Source organism: Jiangella mangrovi, assembly GCF_014204975.1.
Classification (GTDB): domain Bacteria; phylum Actinomycetota; class Actinomycetes; order Jiangellales; family Jiangellaceae; genus Jiangella; species Jiangella mangrovi.
The window spans coordinates 6,498,405-6,518,148 of sequence record NZ_JACHMM010000001.1 but is presented as its reverse complement, the minus strand read 5'-3'; the positions used below and the strand labels follow the sequence as shown (position 1 = coordinate 6,518,148).

The 19,744-nt window shown below is 73.9% G+C and carries 22 protein-coding genes; 19 read left to right on the top strand and 3 right to left on the bottom strand.

Features of this window, described 5'->3' with window-relative positions:
* The first annotated feature begins 46 nt into the window (after window positions 1-46).
* The 7 genes from HD601_RS30055 to HD601_RS30025 all read left to right on the top strand — a co-directional run bounded on the left by HD601_RS30055 (window position 47) and on the right by HD601_RS30025 (window position 7,116).
* Complete coding sequence (locus HD601_RS30055) at window positions 47-865, top strand: TrmH family RNA methyltransferase (RefSeq protein ID WP_184828260.1); 819 nt, start codon at window positions 47-49, stop codon at window positions 863-865.
* Window positions 866-891: 26 nt separating this feature from the next.
* Complete coding sequence (locus tag HD601_RS30050) at window positions 892-1,425, top strand: PPOX class F420-dependent oxidoreductase (RefSeq protein ID WP_184828258.1); 534 nt, start codon at window positions 892-894, stop codon at window positions 1,423-1,425.
* Window positions 1,425-1,964, top strand: a complete 540-nt coding sequence (locus HD601_RS30045) for an MOSC domain-containing protein (protein ID WP_184828256.1) — start codon at window positions 1,425-1,427, stop codon at window positions 1,962-1,964. The genes HD601_RS30050 and HD601_RS30045 overlap by 1 nt, the downstream gene beginning before the upstream one ends.
* 55 nt (window positions 1,965-2,019) lie before the next feature.
* The gene (pheS, locus tag HD601_RS30040; protein ID WP_184828254.1) at window positions 2,020-3,129 is read left to right on the top strand and encodes a phenylalanine--tRNA ligase subunit alpha; all 1,110 of its coding nucleotides are present in this window, start codon (window positions 2,020-2,022) and stop codon (window positions 3,127-3,129) included.
* The gene (pheT, locus tag HD601_RS30035) at window positions 3,129-5,630 is read left to right on the top strand and encodes a phenylalanine--tRNA ligase subunit beta (protein ID WP_184828252.1); all 2,502 of its coding nucleotides are present in this window, start codon (window positions 3,129-3,131) and stop codon (window positions 5,628-5,630) included. The genes pheS and pheT overlap by 1 nt, the downstream gene beginning before the upstream one ends.
* Entirely contained in the window at window positions 5,627-6,457 is an 831-nt protein-coding gene (locus tag HD601_RS30030; RefSeq protein WP_184828251.1) for an SDR family NAD(P)-dependent oxidoreductase, read from the top strand. The genes pheT and HD601_RS30030 overlap by 4 nt, the downstream gene beginning before the upstream one ends.
* A 92-nt stretch (window positions 6,458-6,549) precedes the next feature.
* The gene (locus tag HD601_RS30025) at window positions 6,550-7,116 is read left to right on the top strand and encodes a Uma2 family endonuclease (RefSeq protein WP_184828249.1); all 567 of its coding nucleotides are present in this window, start codon (window positions 6,550-6,552) and stop codon (window positions 7,114-7,116) included.
* A 4-nt stretch (window positions 7,117-7,120) separates the two neighbouring features.
* On the opposite strand, the gene HD601_RS30020 is transcribed toward HD601_RS30025, so the two are convergent.
* A complete protein-coding gene (locus HD601_RS30020; RefSeq protein WP_184828247.1) occupies window positions 7,121-8,062 on the bottom strand; it encodes a phosphotransferase family protein in 942 nt (313 codons plus the stop codon).
* 99 nt (window positions 8,063-8,161) lie between these two features.
* Here HD601_RS30020 and argC point away from each other — a divergent pair, with 99 nt between their 5' ends.
* The 9 genes from argC to HD601_RS29975 are packed head-to-tail and all read left to right on the top strand — an operon-like array spanning window position 8,162 to window position 16,122.
* A complete protein-coding gene (gene argC / locus HD601_RS30015; protein WP_184828245.1) occupies window positions 8,162-9,211 on the top strand; it encodes an N-acetyl-gamma-glutamyl-phosphate reductase in 1,050 nt (349 codons plus the stop codon).
* Window positions 9,208-10,365, top strand: coding sequence for a bifunctional glutamate N-acetyltransferase/amino-acid acetyltransferase ArgJ (gene argJ / locus HD601_RS30010; protein WP_184828243.1), 1,158 nt, complete (start codon window positions 9,208-9,210; stop codon window positions 10,363-10,365). Before argC ends, argJ begins: the two co-directional genes overlap by 4 nt.
* Window positions 10,362-11,258 carry an acetylglutamate kinase gene (gene argB / locus HD601_RS30005; protein WP_343076462.1) on the top strand — a complete coding sequence of 299 codons (897 nt, stop codon included), beginning with the start codon at window positions 10,362-10,364 and terminating at the stop codon, window positions 11,256-11,258. Before argJ ends, argB begins: the two co-directional genes overlap by 4 nt.
* A complete protein-coding gene (locus HD601_RS30000) occupies window positions 11,255-12,526 on the top strand; it encodes an acetylornithine transaminase (protein ID WP_184828240.1) in 1,272 nt (423 codons plus the stop codon). The genes argB and HD601_RS30000 overlap by 4 nt, the downstream gene beginning before the upstream one ends.
* A complete protein-coding gene (gene argF, locus HD601_RS29995; RefSeq protein WP_184828238.1) occupies window positions 12,523-13,455 on the top strand; it encodes an ornithine carbamoyltransferase in 933 nt (310 codons plus the stop codon). The genes HD601_RS30000 and argF overlap by 4 nt, the downstream gene beginning before the upstream one ends.
* Window positions 13,452-13,967 (top strand): arginine repressor, encoded by a 516-nt coding sequence (locus HD601_RS29990; protein WP_184828236.1) that lies wholly within the window; start codon window positions 13,452-13,454, stop codon window positions 13,965-13,967. Before argF ends, HD601_RS29990 begins: the two co-directional genes overlap by 4 nt.
* A complete protein-coding gene (locus HD601_RS29985) occupies window positions 13,964-14,197 on the top strand; it encodes a hypothetical protein (RefSeq protein WP_184828234.1) in 234 nt (77 codons plus the stop codon). The genes HD601_RS29990 and HD601_RS29985 overlap by 4 nt, the downstream gene beginning before the upstream one ends.
* A gap of 10 nt (window positions 14,198-14,207) precedes the next feature.
* The gene (argH, locus tag HD601_RS29980) at window positions 14,208-15,608 is read left to right on the top strand and encodes an argininosuccinate lyase (RefSeq protein WP_343076461.1); all 1,401 of its coding nucleotides are present in this window, start codon (window positions 14,208-14,210) and stop codon (window positions 15,606-15,608) included.
* A 10-nt stretch (window positions 15,609-15,618) separates the two neighbouring features.
* Window positions 15,619-16,122 (top strand): O-acetyl-ADP-ribose deacetylase, encoded by a 504-nt coding sequence (locus HD601_RS29975; RefSeq protein ID WP_184828229.1) that lies wholly within the window; start codon window positions 15,619-15,621, stop codon window positions 16,120-16,122.
* A gap of 148 nt (window positions 16,123-16,270) precedes the next feature.
* Here HD601_RS29975 and HD601_RS29970 read toward each other — a convergent pair whose 3' ends face one another.
* Both HD601_RS29970 and HD601_RS29965 read right to left on the bottom strand, forming a co-directional pair.
* The gene (locus HD601_RS29970) at window positions 16,271-16,621 is read right to left on the bottom strand and encodes a class I SAM-dependent methyltransferase (protein ID WP_184828227.1); all 351 of its coding nucleotides are present in this window, start codon (window positions 16,619-16,621) and stop codon (window positions 16,271-16,273) included.
* A gap of 34 nt (window positions 16,622-16,655) precedes the next feature.
* Window positions 16,656-17,078, bottom strand: coding sequence for an MmcQ/YjbR family DNA-binding protein (locus HD601_RS29965; RefSeq protein ID WP_184828225.1), 423 nt, complete (start codon window positions 17,076-17,078; stop codon window positions 16,656-16,658).
* Between the two features lie 75 nt (window positions 17,079-17,153).
* Between HD601_RS29965 and HD601_RS29960 the strand changes: the two genes are divergently transcribed.
* The 3 genes from HD601_RS29960 to HD601_RS29950 are packed head-to-tail and all read left to right on the top strand — an operon-like array spanning window position 17,154 to window position 19,731.
* On the top strand, window positions 17,154-17,597 hold the full coding sequence (locus tag HD601_RS29960) for a hypothetical protein (protein WP_184828224.1): 444 nt from the start codon (window positions 17,154-17,156) through the stop codon (window positions 17,595-17,597).
* On the top strand, window positions 17,594-18,487 hold the full coding sequence (locus HD601_RS29955) for a tetratricopeptide repeat protein (RefSeq protein WP_184828221.1): 894 nt from the start codon (window positions 17,594-17,596) through the stop codon (window positions 18,485-18,487). The genes HD601_RS29960 and HD601_RS29955 overlap by 4 nt, the downstream gene beginning before the upstream one ends.
* Window positions 18,484-19,731 carry an ATP-binding protein gene (locus tag HD601_RS29950; RefSeq protein WP_184828219.1) on the top strand — a complete coding sequence of 416 codons (1,248 nt, stop codon included), beginning with the start codon at window positions 18,484-18,486 and terminating at the stop codon, window positions 19,729-19,731. Before HD601_RS29955 ends, HD601_RS29950 begins: the two co-directional genes overlap by 4 nt.
* Window positions 19,732-19,744: the final 13 nt, after the last annotated feature.

Here is a 19,744-nt window from a genome sequence, read left to right as displayed (position 1 = left end):
GGGTGACCGCCAGGGAACATGATCACCGGAAGGATGGGATGACCCGATGCTGACCGAACGGTCCGGCCGGGTGCGCGAGGCGCACAAGCTGCTGCGCCGGCCGGCCCGCGAGAAGGCCGGGTTGTTCCTCGCCGAGGGCCCGCAGGCCGTGCGCGAGGCGGTCGGTTCGGGCTCGGGCCGGGTCGTCGAACTGTTCGCGACGGCGACGGCGGCGGCCCGCTGGGCGCCCATCGTGGCGGCCGCTGACGCCGCCGGCATCCCTGTGCACGCGGCGGACGACGCCGCGCTGGCCGCGCTGTCGGAGACCGTGACGCCGCAGGGCCTGGTGGCGGTCTGCCGGTCACTGACGGTCGACCTCGCCGAGGCGCTCCACGGCGAGCCGCAGCTGGTCGCCATCCTCGCCGAGGCGCGCGATCCGGGCAACGCGGGCACCGTCATCCGGTGCGCCGACGCGGCCGGAGCGGACGCCGTCGTGCTCACCCACGGCTCGGTCGACCCGCAGGGCGGCAAGGCGGTCCGGGCGTCGGCCGGCAGCGTGTTCCACCTGCCCGTCTCGGCCGGTGCGCCGACGGCGGACGCGATGGCGGCGCTGCGCGAGCGCGGCCTGACGGTGCTGGCGGCCGACGGCGCCGGCTCGCTCGACCTCGACGAGGCCGAGGACGACGACCTGCTCGCGGGGCCGGTCGCCTGGCTGTTCGGCAACGAGGCGTGGGGTCTGCCGGCCGAGGTCAGCGCCCTGGCCGACCACGTGGTGCGGGTCCCGATCTACGGCCGCGCCGAGAGCCTCAACCTCGCCACCGCGGCGGCCGTCTGCCTGTACGGGTCCGCCCGTGCGCGTCGCCGCGCGTCGGCACGGCGGGCCTGACACACCCCCTGCGTAGGGTGTCACCCATGCCGAACATCGCCACGAACACCACCGTCGATCTCGCCGGGCTGCTCGAGTTCGTCCGGGTGCGCCACCACGGCATCGTCATCACCCAGCGCGCCGATGGCGGCCCGCAGGCATCGCCTGTCACGTGCGGGGTCGATGACTCCGGCCGCATCGTCGTCGCGACCTACCCCGACCGCGCGAAGGCGCAGAACATCCGGCACCGCCCGCGCGCCAGCATCCTCGTGCTGTCCGACGACTTCGACGGCGCCTGGGTGCAGGTCGACGGCCTGGCCGAGATCATCGACCTGCCCGACTCCGTCGAGCCGCTGGTCGAGTACTACCGCAACGTCGCCGGCGAGCACCAGGACTGGGACGGCTACCGCGAGGCCATGCACCGGCAGGGCAAGTCGCTGCTGCGCATCACGCCCGAGCGGTGGAGCCCCATCGCCACCGGCGGGTTCCCGCCCGGGCTGTTCCCCGACGAGGGCGACGGCCACGGTCACGGCCACGGCGGGCACGACGGTGGCGACGACGGCCACGGTCACGGGCACTGATGGCGCAGGTCGTCGCCGTCAGCTCCAACCCGGACCACACCTTCGGCAAGCCGACCCGGCCGGCCATCGCGCTGCTGGCCGGGCTCGGCGTCGAGGGTGACGCGCACCTCGGCACGACGGTGCAGCACCTGTCCCGCATCCGCCGCGATCCGTCGGCGCCCAACCTGCGCCAGGTGCACCTCATCCACGCCGAGCTGCACGACGAGCTCGCCGCCGCCGGGTACGCCGTCGGCCCCGGGCAGCTGGGCGAGAACGTCACCACCCGCGGGGTCGACCTGCTCGGGTTGCCGACGGGAACCCGCCTGGGGCTCGGGAACCAGGCGGTCATCGAGGTCACCGGGCTGCGCAACCCCTGCTACCAGATCGACGACTTCCAGCCGGGCGTGCTGAAGGAGGTCGTCGGCCGCGACGCCGCCGGGGCCATCGTGCGCAAGGCCGGCGTCATGGCGATCGTGCTGGTGGGTGGCGAGGTCCGCCCGGGCGACGCCATCGCCGTCGAGACCCCGCCGGAGCCGCACCGGCCGCTGGTCCCCGTCTGACCGAGGTCCGCGTAGACTCGCGGGGTTGCGAACCCCGCGTGAGTAGACGAGGAACATGTCCGCGCCCAACAGCGACTACGACCCAGTCCAGGTGACCCCGCTCGACCCCGACCAGGTCGCGCGCATGGTGTCCGATGCCCTGGCCGCCTTCGCCGCGGCCGGCGACCTCGACGCGCTGAAGGAGGCCCGGCTCGCCCACACCGGCGACCGGTCGCCGCTGGCGCTGGCCAACCGCGAGATCGGCGCCTTGCCGCCGGCCGCCCGCAAGGAGGTCGGCCAGCGGGTCGGCACCGCGCGCCGCGACGTCGCCGCCGCCCTCGCCGAGCGGCAGACGGCGCTCGAGGCCGAGCGCGACGAGCGGGTGCTGGTCGAGGAGGCCGTCGACGTCACGCTGCCGTGGGACCGCGCGCCGCAGGGCGCCCGGCACCCGCTGACGACCATCCAGGAGCGGGTCGCCGACGTCTTCGTCGCCATGGGCTGGGAGGTCGCCGAGGGACCCGAGGTCGAGGCCGAGTGGCTGAACTTCGACGCCCTCAACATCGGCCCCGACCACCCGGCGCGGACCATGCAGGACACCTTCTTCGTCGAGAACGAGGACTCCGGGCTGGTCCTGCGCACGCACACGTCGCCGGTGCAGGCGCGGTCGATGCTCACGCGGACGCCGCCCATCTACGTCATCTGCCCGGGCCGCACGTTCCGCACCGACGAGCTCGACGCCACGCACACGCCGGTGTTCAGCCAGGTCGAGGGCCTGGCCATCGACGAGGGCCTGACCATGGCGCACCTCAAGGGCACGCTCGACCACTTCGCTTCGTCGATGTTCGGCGCCGGCATCACCACGCGGCTGCGCCCGTCGTACTTCCCGTTCACCGAGCCCAGCGCCGAGATGGACCTGCAGTGCTTCGTCTGCCGCGGCGCGTCGGTAGGCGACCCCGACAACCCGTGTCGCACCTGCGGGTCCGAGGGCTGGATCGAGTGGGGCGGCTGCGGCATGGTCAACCCGCGCGTGCTGGTGGCCTGCGGCGTCGACCCCGAGCGGTACACCGGCTTCGCGTTCGGCATGGGCCTCGAGCGGACGCTGATGTTCCGCCACGGCATCGCCGACATGCACGACATGGTCGAGGGCGACGTCCGGTTCGCCGCGGCCTTCGGGATGGAGATCTGATGCGCGTCCCCCTGAGCTGGCTGCGCGAGTACGCCCCGCTGCCCGACGGCGTCAGCCCGCGCGACGTCGCCACCCGGCTGATCCGGGCCGGCCTCGAGGTCGAGACCGTCGACGAGGCGGGCGCCGACCTGGTCGGACCGCTGGTCGTCGGCCGGGTGCTCGAGTTCGCCGACGAGCCGCAGAAGAACGGCAAGACCATCCGCTGGTGCTCGGTCGACGTCGGCGAGGCGGAGCCGCGCGGCATCGTCTGCGGCGCGCACAACTTCGCCGCCGGCGACCTCGTCGTCGTGTCGCTGCCGGGCGCCGTGCTGCCCGGCGGGTTCGCCATCGCCGCACGCAAGACCTACGGGCACACGTCCGACGGCATGATCTGCTCCGCCCGAGAGCTGGGGCTGGGCGACGACCACGCCGGCATCATCGTGCTGCAGCCGGACGAGGCCGCGCCGGGCGACGACGCGATCGAGCTGCTGCACCTGCGCGACGACGTCCTCGACATCGCTGTCACGCCCGACCGCGGCTACTGCCTGTCGGTCCGCGGCGTGGCGCGTGAGGCGGCGACGGCGTTCGGGGTGCCGTTCACGGACCCGGGCGTGCGCGCTGAACTCTCGACGACGGGCGACGACGGGTACCCCGTCGTGGTCGAGGACGCCTTGCGGTGTCCCGTGTTCGCGGCCCGGACGGTCACCGGCTTCGACCCGTCCGCCCCGAGCCCGCGCTGGCTGCAGCGCCGGGTCCAGCTGGCCGGCATGCGGCCCATCTCGCTGGCCGTCGACATCACCAACTACGTCATGCTCGAGCTGGGCCAGCCGATCCACGGCTACGACCGCGACGCGCTGCGCGGCCCGATCGTCGTGCGCCGCGCGGTGGCGGGGGAGAAGCTGACGACGCTCGACGGCGCGGTCCGGGCGCTGGACGCCGACGACCTGCTCATCACCGACGACTCCGGGCCCATCGGCCTGGCCGGCGTCATGGGCGGCGGCTCGACGGAGCTCAGCGACGCCACCACGGCGGTCGTCGTCGAGGCGGCCCACTTCGAGCCCACCGGCATCGCCCGCACAGCGCGCCGGCACAAGCTGCCCAGCGAGGCGTCCAAGCGGTTCGAGCGCGGCGTCGACCCGGCGCTGCCGTCGGTTGCGGCCCAGCGGGTCGTCGACCTGCTGGTGTCGCTCGGCGGTGCGGTCGAGGAGCCGGGGCTGACGGTCGCCGGCGCGGTGCCGTCGCCGTCGCCGATCGAGATCCCGGTGTCGCTGCCGGCCCGGATCGCGGGCGTGGACTATCCGGCCGACGAGGTGACGTCGCTGCTCACGGCCGTGGGCGCGACGGTGTCCCCGGCGGCCGGCGATCGGATCGCCGTCGTGCCCCCGACCTGGCGGCCCGACCTCACCGACCCGTACGACCTGGTCGAAGAGGTGGCGCGGCTGCACGGCTACGACGCGGTGCCGTCGGTGCTGCCGGTCGCCCCGGCCGGGCGTGGCATCACGCCGTCGCAGCGGCTGCGCCGGCGGGTCGAGCGCGCGGTCGCCGCGGCGGGCTACGTCGAGGCGCCGTCGTACCCGTTCGTCGGCGAGGCCGACTTCGACGCGCTCGGCTTCCCGGCCGACGACGCACGACGGGTCGCGCTGCGGCTGGCCAACCCGATCTCCGAGGAGCAGCCGCTGCTGCGCACGACGCTGCTGCCCGGCCTGCTGGCCACGCTGCGGCGCAACGCGGGGCGCGGGTCGGTCGACGTGGCCGTCTTCGAGGCGGGACTGGTCTTCCGGCCGTCTCCCGGCGCGCTGCCAGTGCCACCGCGGCTGCCGGTCGACCGCCGTCCCACCGACGCCGAGCTCGCCGAGCTGCTGGCCGCCGTCCCGTCACAGCCGCGCCGGGTCGCCGTCGCGCTGGCCGGCGACCGCGAGCCGACCGGCTGGTGGGGCGCGGGCCGAGCGGCGAGCTGGGCCGACGCCGTCGAGGCCGCGAGGGTCGTCGCCCGGGCCGCGGGCGTGACGCTGCGGGTCGAGAAGGACGAGCACGCGCCCTGGCACCCGGGCCGCTGCGCCGCGCTGTATGTCGGCGACACCCTGGTCGGGCACGCCGGCGAGCTGCACCCGCGGGTCGTCGCGGCGCTGGGCCTGCCGGAGCGGACGGCCGCCATGGAGCTCGAGCTGGAGCGGTTCTTCCCTGGCGGGCTGGGCGAGCTGACCGAGGCGCCGGTGCAGGCTCCCGCGGTGTCGACCTTCCCGGTCGCCACGCAGGATGTCGCGCTGGTCGTCGACGTGTCGGTGGCGGCCGCCGACGTCGAGGACGCGCTGCGTTCCGGCGCCGGCGAGCTGCTCGAGTCGGTGCGGCTGTTCGATGTGTTCACCGGTGCGCAGCTCGGCGACGGCAAGAAGTCGCTGGCCTACGCGCTGCGGTTCCGCGCGCCCGACCGCACGCTCACCGTCGAGGAGACCACCGCCGCCCGCGACGCCGCCGTCGCCGCGGCCGCCGAGCGGACCGGCGCGGTCCTGCGCGGCGCATGACGGACGGCGTTCCGGCCGGGGTGCCCGCGGCCCGCACGGCGGTGATCACCGGTGCGAGCCGGGGGATCGGCCGGGCGCTCGCCGTCGGGCTGGCCGCGCACGGGGTGTCGGTCGGCCTCGTCGCACGCGACCGGGCCCGGCTCGACGATGCCGTGGCCGAGTGCCGGTCGCACGGCGTGGCGGCGGTCGGCATCACGGCCGACGTCACCGACCGGGCCGACGTGGCGGAGGCCGTGCGGGCGCTGGCCGGCAGCCTCGACCGCATCGACCTGCTGGTCAACAACGCCGGTGTCATCGAGTCGGCCGAGGCGCCGTTCCTCGACACCGACGTCGAGGACAGCTGGCGCTCCGTCGAGGTCAACGTGCGCGGTCCGCTGCTGGTGACGCACGCCGTCCTGCCGGTCATGCTGGCCGGTGGCGGCGGGCGGGTCGTCAACCTCAACAGCGGCCTGGGGTACCGGTCGGCGGAGATCTACACGGGGTACGCGATCTCGAAGGGCGCGCTGGCCCGGTTCACCGGGCTGCTCGACCTGCAGTACCGGTCGCGGGGCGTGCGGGCGTTCGACCTCGCGCCCGGCCACGTCGAGACCGAGATGACGACCTCGATGCCCATGCACGCCGGCCGCACCGAGTGGACGGCGCCATCGGACGTCGTCGACCTCGTCGCAGCCATCGGCGACGGCGTCCTGGACGACCTGGGCGGACGGTTCTTCCGCGCCGGCACCGACACCCCGGAGTCGCTGCTGGCGCTGCGCGACGAGATCCTCGCCCGCGACGCGCGGACCCTCCGCCTCCCCACCGCCGGCCCGGACGACCCCCTCCGCTGAGTTATCCACAGCCCTGTGGATAGCGATTCGCGCCGCGAGGCGTCGCGTGGCAGCGTTGGCGGTCGTGACGAACAGGAGGCACGATGGTGGTCATGACCGTTCCGCGCAGCGACGAGCTGCCGCCGCTCAACCCGGGGCCGATCACCCGGGCCGAGCTGGACGCGATGCCCGATGACGGGCGGCGGCACGAACTCCTCGACGGGGTGCTGCTCGTGACGCCCGCACCGGCGCGGCGGCATCAACGCGCGACCCTACGACTCTGGCGACTGCTCGACGACGCCTGCCCGAGCGGGTTCGAGGCCATAGCGGCGCCGTTCGACGTCGCGCTGAGCGACGACACAGTGCTCGAACCGGACCTGCTCGTCGCCCGTGCCGACGACTACACCGAGCGGGATCTGCCGACGGCGCCGTTGCTGGCGGTCGAGGTGCTGTCGCCGTCCACCCGGCGGTACGACCTGCTGCTGAAGCGGTCTCGCTACGAGGCCGCCGGCACGGCGTCGTACTGGGTCGTCGACCCGGAGGAACCGTCCATCACGGCCTGGGAGCTGCGCGACGGCGCCTATGCCGAGGTCGGCCGTGCCAGCGGCATCGACGCCCTCGAACTCACTCAGCCGTACCCTGTGCGCGTCGTCCCGGCCAAGCTGGTCGCGTCCCGCTGACGAGTCACTCCCAGCCGGTGCGCCGGCGGACCCAGGCGAGCGTCGTCGCGTGCTGGGCGAGCTGGAAGGCGCGCAGCGTCGGCAGCCCGGGCGGCGCCGGCCGCCGGCCACTCGAGCCGAAGAACCCGGCCATGCCGGCCACGAACGCCGTCACGTGCCACGGGTCGACGTCCGCGAGCAGCGGGTGGTCCTGCAGGTAGGGCTCGGGATCGTGGCCGTGGAACGCCGCGTTCTTCAGCAGCATCACCGAGTCGATCCACGCCGCGCCCCGGAACGCCCACGGCCAGTCCACGAACCACACGTCGTCGCCGGACAGCAGCACGTTGTCGGCGCGCAGGTCGAAGTGGACCAGCGTGTCGCCGTCGACGACGTCCAGCGCGGACGCGGCCAGGTCGGCCAGCTGGTCGAGGTGCCGGCGCTCCCACGGGTCGAGGTCGGCGGGCGGGTCGGCCGCGAGCTCCCGGTAGCCCAGCATGATGTCGCCGACCTCGTCGGCCGCGACCAGCGGCGACGGCACCGGGCACGGCGTCAGCGACCGCGACAGCTCCGTCACCGCGCGGACCACGACGCTCAGCTCGTCCGGCCGCCACGGCTCGTGCGGCATCCTGCCGTCGACCTCGTCGAAGACCAGGGCGACCCAGTCGCCGTCGTCGAACGTGCCCCGCAGCCGCGGGACCGGCACGCCGTCGGGCAGGGCCGCGGTGACCACGGCCTCGCGCCGGTGGATGTCCGGCGACTCCGGGTTGAGCGGCGTGCCGACCGCCTTGACGAACGCCCGGCCGCCGTCGGCGCAGCGCACGCGCGCGGCCAGGCCGGGGGAGAAGCCGCCGGACTGGTTGACGGCGGCGACCACCGGTGAGCCGAGCACGTCCTCGACACCGGCGCGCACGGCCGCCGGCAGCGACTCCCAGGTGGCGCGGACTCCGGACGCGGTGACGGGCGACATCGCACCATGGTCCCCAACGCCCATCGGCGGGCGCACGCGATTTTCTGCGTGACAGGAACCACGTTGCATGGATTTGCGAGACTCTGCATAATCATTCGCATGGGAGCGACTGTGGCGATCGCGGGAGCGAGCGGCTATGCGGGCGGCGAGCTGCTGCGCCTGCTGCTCGCGCACCCCGAACTCGGAGTAGGGACGGTGACCGCGCACTCGAAGGCGGGCGAGAAGCTGGGCGCGCACCACCCACAGCTGATCGAGCTGGCCGACCGGACCCTCGAGCCGACGACGGCCGAGACGCTGGCCGGGCATGACGTGGTGATCCTGGCGCTGCCGCACGGGGCGTCGGCGCAGATCGCCGCGCAGCTGCCCGACGACGTGCTGGTGCTCGACTGCGGCGCCGACCACCGCCTGACCGACGCCGCCGCCTGGCAGAGGTTCTACGGCACCGAGCACGCCGGCAGCTGGCCCTACGGCCTGCCGGAGCTCGTCCACGCCGACGGACACAAGCAGCGCGACGCACTCCCCGGCGCCCGGCGGATCGCCGTCCCCGGCTGCAACGTCACCGCCGTCACGCTCGCGCTCGCCCCCGGCCTGGCCGCCGGCGTCGTCGCCCCCGACGACCTCGTGGCGGTGCTGGCCTGTGGCACGTCCGGCGCCGGGAAGTCGCTGAAGCCGCACCTGCTGGCCAGCGAGATCATGGGCGCCGCCAGCCCGTACGCGGTCGGCGGCGTGCACCGGCACATCCCCGAGATCCAGCAGAACCTCCAGCTGGCCTCCGGCGGCACCCCGGTGACGCTCTCCTTCACCCCTACGCTCGTCCCGATGAGCCGGGGCATCCTCGCCACGGTGACGGCCAAACTGAGCGACGGCGTCGACGGTGGCAGCGTGCGGGCCGCGTGGGAGCAGGCCTACGCCGACGAGCCGTTCGTCCACCTGCTGCCCGAGGGCCGGTGGCCGACCACGGCCGCCGTCCTCGGCGCCAACACCGCGCACGTCCAGGTGACGGTCGACGAGGCCGCCGGGCGGGTGGTCGCGGTCGCCGCCATCGACAACCTCACCAAGGGCACCGCGGGCGCCGCCGTCCAGTCGGCCAACCTCGCGCTCGGTCTGCCCGAGACACTCGGCCTGCCGACGACGGGGGTGGCGCCGTGAGCGTCACCGCGGCCGCCGGCTTCCGGGCGGCGGGCGTGGTCGCGGGACTGAAGCCCAGCGGCAAGCCCGACGTCGCGCTCGTCGTCAACGACGGCCCGCTCAGCGCGGCCGCCGCCGTCTTCACGTCGAACCGGTGCAAGGCCAACCCGGTGCTGTGGAGCGAGCGGACCATCGCCGACGGGAGGCTGACCGCCGTCGTGCTGAACTCCGGCGGCGCCAACTGTTACAACGGCCCCGAGGGCTTCCAGACCACGCACGCCAGCGCCGAGCTCGTCGCCGAGCTGACCGGCGGCCAGGCGTTCGACGTCGCCGTCTGCTCCACCGGGCTCATCGGCCAGCCGCTCGACCGGCCGATCCTCGAGGCCGGCATCCGCGCCGCCCACGCCGAGCTGTCGCCCGACGGCGGCTCCGCGGCGGCGACGGCGATCATGACGACCGACACCGTGGCGAAGGAGTCCACCGCGTCGGGGGAAGGCTGGGTCGTTGGCGGCATGGCCAAGGGCGCCGGCATGCTCGCGCCCGCGCTGGCCACGATGCTCGTCGTCATCACCACCGACGCCGTCGCCGACGCCGCCACGCTGGACGCCGCGCTGCGTGCCGCCACGAAGAGCACGTTCGACCGGCTCGACACCGACGGCTGCATGTCCACCAACGACACCGTCGCGCTGCTGGCCAGCGGCGCCTCCGGGGTGACGCCGCCGGCCGAGGAGCTGACGGCCGCGGTCGCCGCCGTCTGTGCCGACCTCGCGCGGCAGCTCTGGCACGACGCCGAGGGCGCGCACCACGACATCGCCATCGAGGTCGTCGGCGCGGCGAGCGAGGACGACGCCGTCGAGGTCGCCCGCTCCGTCGCCCGCAGCAACCTGTTCAAGGCCGCGGTCTTCGGCAACGACCCGAACTGGGGCCGCGTGCTGGCCGCCGTCGGCACCACGCGGGCCGCCTTCGAGCCCGAGAAGATCGACATCTCGATGAACGGCGTCAAGGTCTGCGTCGCCGGCGGCACCCAGTTCGGCCGCCCATCCACGGACGTCGATCTGTCCGGCCGCGACGTGCACGTGCTGGTCGAGCTGAATGCCGGGCCGGCGACGGCGACGATCCTGACGAGCGACCTCACGCACGACTACGTGCACGAGAACTCGGCGTACTCGACGTGACGGCGGCTGTGAACGGGGCGCTCACGAACGGGGCACTGGCGAAGGCCGGTGTGCTGGTCGAGGCGCTGCCCTGGCTGAAGCGGTTCCACGGCAAGATCGTCGTGGTGAAGTACGGCGGCAACGCGATGATCGACGACGACCTCAAGCGGGCGTTCGCCGACGACATCGTCTTCCTGCGGCTGGCCGGGCTGAAGCCGGTCGTCGTGCACGGGGGCGGGCCGCAGATCACCGCCATGCTCGACCGCCTCGGCATCGCCAGCGAGTTCCGCGGCGGCCTGCGGGTCACCACGCCCGAGGCCATGGACGTCGTCCGCATGGTGCTGGTCGGCCAGGTGAGCCGCGAGATCGTCGGGCTGATGAACGCGCACGGCCCGCTCGCGGTCGGGCTGTCCGGTGAGGACGCTGGCCTGTTCACCGCCGAGCGGCAGTCGGCCATCATCGACGGCGAGCCGGTCGACATCGGGCTGGTCGGCGACGTCGCACAGGTGAACGCGGACGCCGTCCGCGACCTCATCGACGCCGGGCGCATCCCCGTCGTCTCGTCGGTCGCGCCCGACGCCGACGGCGTGGTGCACAACGTCAACGCCGACACCGCGGCCGCCGCACTGGCCGTGGAGCTGGGCGCGGAGAAACTGGTCGTGCTGACCGACGTCGAGGGGCTGTACCGGAACTACCCCGTCGACACCGAGATCGTGCAGGAGATCACGGCCGGCGAGCTGACGACGCTGCTGCCGTCGCTCTCGTCGGGCATGATCCCGAAGATGCAGGCCTGCCTGCGCGCGGTCGAGGGCGGGGTGCCCGAGGCGACGATCATCGACGGCCGGGTCCCCAACTCGCTGCTGCTGGAAGTGTTCACCGATGAAGGCGTGGGAACGATGGTGATCCCCTCATGACGTATCAGGCCGAGGCCTCCGCGCTGGTCCCCGGGCTCACCGAGGACTCGCTGGCGGCCAGCAACAACGCCGCGTGGACCGCGCGCTACGACCAGTCGCTGATGAACACGTTCGGCAGCCCGCAGCGCGTGCTGGTGCGCGGCGAGGGCTGCTACGTGTGGGACGCCGACGGACGGCGCTACCTCGACCTGCTCGGCGGGCTGGCGGTGAACTCGCTCGGGCACGCGCACCCGCTGCTGGTGTCGGCCGTCACCGCACAGCTGGCCACGCTCGGGCACGTGTCGAACTTCTTCGCCAGCGCACCGCAGGTCGCGCTGGCCGAGCGGCTGCTCGACCTGCTGGGCCCGACGGCGTCCGTGCTGGGCGGGCGGGTGTTCTTCACCAACTCCGGCACCGAGGCGAACGAGGCGGCCTTCAAGATCGCCCGGCGCACCGGTCGGACGAAGGTCGTCGCCGCCGAGAACGGCTTCCACGGCCGTTCCATGGGCGCGCTGGCGCTGACCGGCAAGCCCGCCATCCGCGAGCCGTTCGAGCCGCTGCCCGGCGGGGTGACGTTCGTGCCGTTCGGCGACGTCGAGGCGCTGGCGGCCGCGGTCGACGGCGACACCGCGGCGGTGTTCCTCGAGCCGGTCCAGGGCGAGGGCGGCGTCGTCCCGGCGCCGGCCGGCTACCTCGAGGCCGCGCGCGAGATCACCGAGCGGACCGGGACGCTCCTGGTCATCGACGAGATCCAGACCGGCATCGGCCGCTGCGGCGACTGGTTCGCGCACTCCGCCGAGGGCATCGTGCCTGACGTCGTCACCGTCGCGAAGGGCCTCGGCGGCGGCTTCCCGATCGGGGCCTGCATCGGGCTCGGCCGTGCCGCGGACCTGCTCGGCCCCGGCGCGCACGGCACCACGTTCGGCGGCAACCCGGTCGCGGCCGCCGCCGGCCTGGCCGTGCTGCACGCCGTCGAGCGCGACGGCCTGCTCGAGAACGTCCGCACCGTCGGCGCGCACCTGCGGGCCGAGGTGCTGGCGCTCGGCCACCCGCTGGTCAAGGGCGTGCGGGGGCGCGGTCTGCTGCTCGGGATCGAACTGGCCGCCCCGGTCGCGGCGCAGGCGCTGGGCGAGGCGCTCGGCGCGGGGTTCATCGTCAACGCCGTCACTCCCGATACGATCCGGCTCGCGCCGCCGCTGATCCTCGACACCGCGCAGGCCGACGAGTTCCTGGCGGCGCTCCCGGCGATCCTGGACGCCGTCGGGACGGCCCCGAAGGAGATCCGATGACCCGGCACTTCCTCCGCGACGACGACCTGTCGCCGGCCGAGTACCTGCAGGTCCTCGACATGGCCGCCGAGCTCAAGGCGGACCGGTTCGCGTACCGGCCGCTCGAGGGCCCGCGCGCCGTCGCGGTGATCTTCGACAAGCGCTCCACCCGCACCCGCGTCTCGTTCAGCGTCGGCATCGCCGAGCTGGGCGGATACCCGCTGGTCATCGACGCGCAGACGTCGCAGATGGGCCGGGGCGAGCCGATCGCCGACACCGCGCGGGTGCTGGACCGGCAGTGTGCCGCCATCGTCTGGCGCACCTACGAGCAGGGGCGCCTCGAGGCCATGGCCGCAGCTGCCGCCGTCCCCGTCGTCAATGCCCTGACCGACGAGTTCCACCCCTGCCAGCTGCTCGCCGACCTGCAGACCGTGCGCGAGCGCAAGGGCACGCTGGCCGGGCTGACGCTGACCTACGCCGGCGACGGCGCGAACAACATGGCGCACTCCTACCTGCTGGCCGGCGCCACCGCCGGCATGCACGTGCGCATCGCGTCGCCGACGGGGTACGCGCCGGCCGCCGCCGTGCTGTCGCGGGCGGCCGAGATCGCGGCGCAGACCGGCGGCTCGGTCGCGCACGTCACCGACCCCGCGGACGGGTTCGCGGGCGCCGACGTGCTGGCCACCGACACCTGGGTGTCCATGGGGCAGGAGGCCGAGGCCGGCGACCGCGAGGCGCCGTTCGTGCCGTTCGCGCTGACGGCGGACGCGGTGAAGGCCGCCGCCGCTGACCCCGTCGTGCTGCACTGCCTGCCCGCCTACCGGGGCAAGGAGATCGCGGCCGAGGTCATCGACGGCCCGGCGAGCGCCGTCTGGGACGAGGCCGAGAACCGGCTGCACGCGCAGAAGGCGCTGCTGACCTGGCTGCTCTCGCAGGAGGCCGTGGCATGACGCAGCCGGCCACCCGCGCGGCCCGGCACGGCCGGATCGCCGAGATCCTGGCGCAGACGCCGATCCGGTCGCAGACGGAGCTGGCCGAGCGGCTGTCCGAGAGCGGCATCGAGGTCACGCAGGGCACGCTCTCGCGCGACCTCGACGAGCTGGGCGCGGTGAAGATCCGCGGCGCCGGCGGCTCGCTCGTGTACGCGCTGCCCGGCGAGGGCGGCGACATGCGCCCCCGCGCGGCGGAAGAGGGCGCCGTCGACGCCCGGCTCGTCCGCGTGTGTGAGGAGATCCTGGTCTCGGCGCGGTCGTCGGCCAACCTGGTAGTGCTGCGCACCCCGCCGGGCGCCGCGCAGTACCTCGCGTCGGCGATCGACCATGCAGCCCACGCGGGCCTGTTGGGCACCATCGCGGGCGACGACACGGTCCTCGTCATCACGACCGACCCGGCGGGCGGGGAGCGCGTGGCCGCCTGGTTCCTGGCCCTCGCCGAGGGCAACGTGCCCGCGCCGCCGTCATGACCGTCACGTTCGATTCGGGCCGTCCGGTCGCGCTGGACGGCGAGACCGTCACGCTGGCCGAGGCGCTGCTGCTGGCCGGGCAGCTGGCTCGCGCGCACGGCCTGGTCGGGCCCGGGGGATCGGTCCTGGCCGCAGGCGCCGCCGTCCTCGATGCTGCCCGTCGCGAGTTGGCCGCCGACACGGGGACCGTGCGGGTCCCCCTTGCTGAACAGGAACGACGAGTGGCATGACGGAGGACGAGTGAGTAGCAGTGCACTGTGGGGCGGCCGGTTCGAGGGCGGTCCGTCGGACGCGCTGGCCGCGCTGTCGAAGTCGACGCACTTCGACTGGCGGCTCGCGCCGTACGACATCGCCGGCTCGAAGGCGCACGCGACGGTGCTCGAGCGGGCCGGGCTGCTGACGCCGTCGGAGCTGGCCGCGATGCTGGACGGGCTGGACCGGCTGGCCGCCGACGTCGCGTCGGGTGCCTTCGCGCCCGCGCCGGATGACGAGGACGTGCACACCGCGCTCGAGCGCGGGCTGATCGAGCGGGTGGGCGCCGACCTGGGTGGGAAGCTGCGCGCCGGCCGGTCGCGCAACGACCAGGTGGCCACGCTGTTCCGGATGTACCTGCGCGAGTCGGCGCGGACGGTGTCCGGGCTGGTGCTCGACGTGGTCGACGCGCTGGTCGCGCAGGCGTCCGCGCAGTTCGGGGTCGCCATGCCGGGGCGGACGCATCTGCAGCACGCGCAGCCCGTCCTGCTGTCGCACCACCTGCTGGCGCACGCGTGGGCCCTGCTCCGCGACGTCGACCGGTTGCGCGACTGGGACCGGCGCACCGACTCCTCGCCCTACGGCGGCGGGGCGCTGGCGGGGTCGTCGCTGGGTCTGGACCCGCTGTTCGTCGCCCAGGAGCTGGGCTTCTCGACGTCGGCGGAGAACTCGATCGACGGGACCGCGTCGCGCGACTTCGTCGCCGAGGCGGCCTTCGTGTTCGCGATGATCGGCATCGACGTGTCGCGGATCGCCGAAGAGATCATCCTGTGGGCGACGAAGGAGTTCTCGTTCGTCACCCTCGACGACGCCTGGTCCACGGGGTCGTCGATCATGCCGCAGAAGAAGAACCCGGACATCGCCGAACTGGCGCGCGGCAAGGCGGGCCGGCTGGTGGGGAACCTCTCGGGGCTGCTGACGACGCTGAAGGCGCTGCCGCTCGCGTACAACCGCGACCTGCAGGAGGACAAGGAACCCGTCTTCGATTCCGTCGACACGCTGACCGTGCTGCTGCCCGCGTTCACAGGGCTGGTGGCGACGCTTCGGTTCGCGCCCGATCGGCTGGAGGAGCTTGCGCCGCAGGGGTTCTCGCTGGCCACCGACGTCGCGGAGTGGCTGGTCCGCGAGGGGGTGCCGTTCCGGTCGGCGCACGAGATCGCGGGGGCGTGCGTGCGGGCGTGTGAGGCGCGCGGTCTGGAACTGTGGGAGTTGTCGGACGCCGATCTGGTGGAGATCTCGCCGTCGCTGACGCCCGGGGTGCGGTCGGTGCTGTCGGTGGCGGGATCGTTGGCCTCGCGGTCCGCGCGCGGCGGGACGGCGCCGGAGCGGGTACGCGAGCAGCTCGCCGCCGTGCAGGACGCGGTGGCAGCTGGGCGGGCCTGGTCCTAGGGTCGGCATCATGGCTCGGGTCGAGGTGGTGCAGGGCGACATCACCCGCGAGGACGTCGACGCGATCATCAACGCGGCCAACACGTCGCTGCGCGGCGGTGGCGGGGCCGACGGCGCCATCCACCGGGCCGCCGGGCCGCGGCTCGCGGAGGCCGGGGGAGCGCTGGCGCCATGCCATCCGGGCGACGCCGTGGCGACCCCGGCGTTCGACCTCGACCCGCCCGTCCGCCACGTGATTCACACCGTCGGCCCGGTCTGGCGCGGCGGCTCGGCGGGGGAGGCGGCCCTGCTGGCGTCGTGCTACCGCCGGTCGCTCGAGGTGGCGGACTCCTTGGGAGCGCGGTCGGTCGCGTTCCCGGCCATCTCGACCGGCATCTTCGGCTACCCGCCCGACCAGGCCGCCCGCATCGCCGTCGACACCGTCCGGTCCGTTTCGACGCAGGTGGAGCTGATCCGGCTGGTCGCCTTCGACCGCGCCACCCACGACCTGCTCGCGGCCGCCCTCGCGACCTGACCCCGTCTTCGCGCCCGGGCAGCAGAAACCCCGGCGCGGGAACCCAGTGAGTGAGAAGCGCGCCGGGGTCCGGCCGGGATCATCGGTGTGACAGCACCTCCACCGGCCACGATCAGCGTACCGCCGTTGACGGTCGATTGATCAGGTGTCATTCCGAAGGGCTAACTACATCGGGCACCCGCCCGGCGTAGTCCAGAGATGGGCTACCGGGCGGGCATCGCTCGAAGTAGCTGCGGTCGGGGCGGATCCGCGGCTCGTCGGCGTGCCAGGTCCGCAGGGGAACGGCCGGGTGCGCCTCGTAGGCGAACAGCGTGCCGCCCGGGCGCAGCAACAGGGCCACGTCGCGAGCCCACGACCGCAGGTCGGTCAGCCAGATGAGCGTGCCCTTGCCGGTGTACACGAGGTCGGCGCAGCCGTCGCGCAGCGGCACCCCCACAGCTCCGCCGACCACGCCGACGACGTACCGGCACGGAACGCCCAGCTCGTCGTACTCGCGCACGTGCTTCTGCGAGGCATCGTCTCAGGCCGATCGGTTACGTTCCACGGTCGCGCAGCCAGGCGGTCACCCGGGCCTTCGAGGCGCGCGAGATCCAGGCGTCCTGGATCTGCTCAGCCAGCTCGGCGCGGGTGAGCTCGCCCAGCCGGCTGGCGCGCACGAGCACCGAGCGGTGCCCGTTGAAGTGCGGGGTCGTGAAGTACGGCGTGCGCTCGTCCTGCACCAGCGCCGTCTTCTCGGCCTCCGACTCCACCCACAGCACGATCACGTCGTCGTAGCGCTCGCCGGTCGACGGGTCGACGGCGTCGGGGCGCGGGTTGCGGAAGAACACGAACGACTTGCCGCCCACCTGGTAGACGGGTTTCTGCTCGGTGCCGGGGTAGACGGTGGCGTGTGGCATGGCCGCCGCGATCTCGTGCACGTCGGCGACGGTCGCGGGCCGGTCGCCGTCGTCTGCCATGGACCGCAGCCTAGCGTCCGCCCATACCACTACGATGTGCGCGTTTCGGTCACTCGACCCAACTGGGGGGGGCACATGTCGGACGAGCTGCTGCGCCCGACCGTCCAGGGACTCATCGGCACGTCCGAGAAGCCCTGGCGGTTGACGTCGCAGGCCTACGTCGCGTTCTTCGGTGGCGTGCTCGCGTCCACCACCATCGCCGTCGTCAACGCCCGGCGGCTGGGCGTTCCGCCCGACAAACGGCGGCTCATGATGCTGGTGGGCGGGCTGGCGTTCGTCGCCGCGGTGGTCGTCGGTGCGCTGCTGGCCGACGACGGCACCGGCGCGGCCCGGCTCGGCGCGCGCGTCGTCGCCGTCGTCGCGATCCTGCTCCTCATCCGGCTCCAACAGCCCATGGACCGGGCGTTCGTCCTGCGCAACGGCGAGTACGGCTCGCTCTGGGGACCCGGCCTGCTGGCCGTGTTCACACTGGGCCTCGTCGAGGTGCTCGTCATCGTGGCGCTGGCGGGTGCGCTGTGACCGAGACGACGGACTCCGGCCGGCCGGGCACGGCCGAGCTGCGCATGGTCTGGGGCTGGATCGAGCGGGGCAGGCCCGAGAAGGCGCTCGAGGAGCTGCAGAGGGTCTGGCACCTCTCGTCCACCGATGTGCGGCCGCACATGCTGCGGGCCGTGGCGTTGTCGGGTCAGCAGCGCTGGGCCGAGGTGATCGAGGTCATCCGCGAGGGTTTCGCCCTGCACGGCCCGGTCGGCGTCTACTTCCCGATCATCGGCGACGCGCTGCGCAAGCTGGGGCGGCTCCAGGAGGCCGAGTCCGCCTACCTCGAAGGGCTGCGGCACTGGCCCAACGACGCGGACCTGCTGCTCGGCTACGCCCGGGTCTGCGTCGACGCCGGCCAGGCGGACAAGGCGGCGGCCCTGGCCGACCGCGCGGCCGCCCAGAACCCGGAGCATCCGCTGCTCGACAAGGACCGCGCCACCATCGCCTTCGCCCAGGGCAAGCACACCGAGATGCACCGGCACACCACCCAGGCGCTGGCCGGTGACCCCGACGACGTGGCCGCGCGCGCCCTGCACGGTGCGGCGGCGCACTCCACCGGCGACCACGACGCCGCCTACCGCTCGCTGGCCCGCGCGGCCGCAAACGAACCGGGGAACGCGCCCCTGCTCGAGGCCGCGCGCGAGGCCCGGATGATCCGGCACCCGCTGATGCGCCCGCTCACCGTCTTCGGCACCGTCAACCCGCTGGCCCTGTGGCTCGGTGCGATCCTCGTCATCGGGGTGCTCAACGCGGCCGCGCCGCAGCCGGCCGGGTTCGTCGCGGCCATCGTGTGGCTGGTGTTCTGCGTGTACTCGTGGGTGGTCCCTCCGGTGCTGCGGCGCTGGCTGGACTGGAGGGCGCGCCGATGAGCACCGAACGCATCGCCGCGCTGCGCAAGGCCGTCGAGGCCTCGCCCGACGACGACATGCTGCGGCTGATCCTGGCCGAGTCGCTGGCGACCGCGGGTGACGCCGTCGGCGCCCTCGACGAGTACGCCGTGCTGCTCGACCGCGGCGCGCTGCCCGCCGAGCACCTGGTCGCGGTCGGCGAGCTGGCGGCGACGGCGGAACGGCTGCCGTTGCTCCGGGGCTGCCTCGAGGCCGCCCGGCAGGCCGGGGTGGTCGAGGGCACCGGGCGGCTGCAGCAGCTGGTCGACGAGATCGTCACCCGGCGCACCGGGGTCCTGGTGCCGGCCGGCGGTGTCGATCCGGCGCCCATGCAGGCCGAGGTGCTGAGGGAGTCGACCACCTTCGACCGCGTCGGCGGCATGGACGATGTCAAGCAGCTGATCCACCGGCTGGTGATCCTGCCGCTCAGCCGTCTTGAGCTCTACGCGAAGTACGGGCGGCGCGCCGGCGGCGGTGTCCTCCTGTACGGGCCGCCCGGCTGCGGGAAGACGCTGCTGGCGCGGGCGACGGCGGGCGAGTGCGGGCTGCCGTTCGTGAACGTCCGCATCGAGGACGTCATGGACCCGTACCTCGGCGTCTCCGAGCGCAACCTGCACGCGGCGTTCGAGCGGGCCCGGGCCAGCGCACCGTGCGTGTTGTTCCTCGACGAGCTCGACGCCCTGGCGTTCGCCCGGCACAAGCACGGCGGCTCCGACGCGCGCCGTCTGGTCGACGTGCTGCTCCAGGAGCTGGACGCCATCGGGTCGGAGAACGACGGCCTGCTCGTGCTGGCCGCGACGAACGCACCCTGGGACGTCGACGAGGCGATGCTGCGGCCGGGCCGGTTCGACCGCGTCGTCTTCGTGCCGCCACCGGACGAGGCGGCCCGGGCGTCCATCGTCGACGTGCTGCTGCGCGACGTGCCGACGGCGGGGGTCGACCTCCGGGCGCTGGCGGCGCGGACGCCGATGTTCAGCGGCGCCGACCTGCGCGCCGTCGTCGAACGTGCCCTCGACCGCGTCATCGACGAGGCACTGGCGACCGGCCAGGAGCCGCCGCTGTCCGGGGCGCACCTCGAGGCGGCGGCCGAGGTGGTGCGGCCCACCACACTGGACTGGCTGCACCGGGTGCGCGGCTACATCGAGTTCGCCAACCACAGCGAGCGCTACGACGACGTCGCCGCCTACCTGCGGACGAAGGACGTGCGGCGGCGCATGGCCGGGTAGTCGGACGCAACGT

What these genes read in the sequence shown, in the direction of transcription:
- HD601_RS30045 (WP_184828256.1), top strand. Translation starts at nt 1,425, where the DNA reads ATGGCGCAGGTCGTCGCCGTCAGCTCCAACCCGGACCACACCTTCGGC.
- HD601_RS29965 (WP_184828225.1), bottom strand. Translation starts at nt 17,078, where the DNA reads ATGGCAGACGACGGCGACCGGCCCGCGACCGTCGCCGACGTGCACGAG.
- pheS (WP_184828254.1), top strand. Translation starts at nt 2,020, where the DNA reads ATGTCCGCGCCCAACAGCGACTACGACCCAGTCCAGGTGACCCCGCTC.
- HD601_RS30050 (WP_184828258.1), top strand. Translation starts at nt 892, where the DNA reads ATGCCGAACATCGCCACGAACACCACCGTCGATCTCGCCGGGCTGCTC.
- HD601_RS29960 (WP_184828224.1), top strand. Translation starts at nt 17,154, where the DNA reads ATGTCGGACGAGCTGCTGCGCCCGACCGTCCAGGGACTCATCGGCACG.
- HD601_RS29975 (WP_184828229.1), top strand. Translation starts at nt 15,619, where the DNA reads ATGGCTCGGGTCGAGGTGGTGCAGGGCGACATCACCCGCGAGGACGTC.
- HD601_RS30055 (WP_184828260.1), top strand. Translation starts at nt 47, where the DNA reads ATGCTGACCGAACGGTCCGGCCGGGTGCGCGAGGCGCACAAGCTGCTG.
- argC (WP_184828245.1), top strand. Translation starts at nt 8,162, where the DNA reads ATGGGAGCGACTGTGGCGATCGCGGGAGCGAGCGGCTATGCGGGCGGC.
- HD601_RS30030 (WP_184828251.1), top strand. Translation starts at nt 5,627, where the DNA reads ATGACGGACGGCGTTCCGGCCGGGGTGCCCGCGGCCCGCACGGCGGTG.
- HD601_RS29985 (WP_184828234.1), top strand. Translation starts at nt 13,964, where the DNA reads ATGACCGTCACGTTCGATTCGGGCCGTCCGGTCGCGCTGGACGGCGAG.
- argF (WP_184828238.1), top strand. Translation starts at nt 12,523, where the DNA reads ATGACCCGGCACTTCCTCCGCGACGACGACCTGTCGCCGGCCGAGTAC.
- HD601_RS29990 (WP_184828236.1), top strand. Translation starts at nt 13,452, where the DNA reads ATGACGCAGCCGGCCACCCGCGCGGCCCGGCACGGCCGGATCGCCGAG.
- HD601_RS29950 (WP_184828219.1), top strand. Translation starts at nt 18,484, where the DNA reads ATGAGCACCGAACGCATCGCCGCGCTGCGCAAGGCCGTCGAGGCCTCG.
- HD601_RS30020 (WP_184828247.1), bottom strand. Translation starts at nt 8,062, where the DNA reads ATGTCGCCCGTCACCGCGTCCGGAGTCCGCGCCACCTGGGAGTCGCTG.
- HD601_RS30000 (WP_184828240.1), top strand. Translation starts at nt 11,255, where the DNA reads ATGACGTATCAGGCCGAGGCCTCCGCGCTGGTCCCCGGGCTCACCGAG.
- HD601_RS30025 (WP_184828249.1), top strand. Translation starts at nt 6,550, where the DNA reads ATGACCGTTCCGCGCAGCGACGAGCTGCCGCCGCTCAACCCGGGGCCG.
- pheT (WP_184828252.1), top strand. Translation starts at nt 3,129, where the DNA reads ATGCGCGTCCCCCTGAGCTGGCTGCGCGAGTACGCCCCGCTGCCCGAC.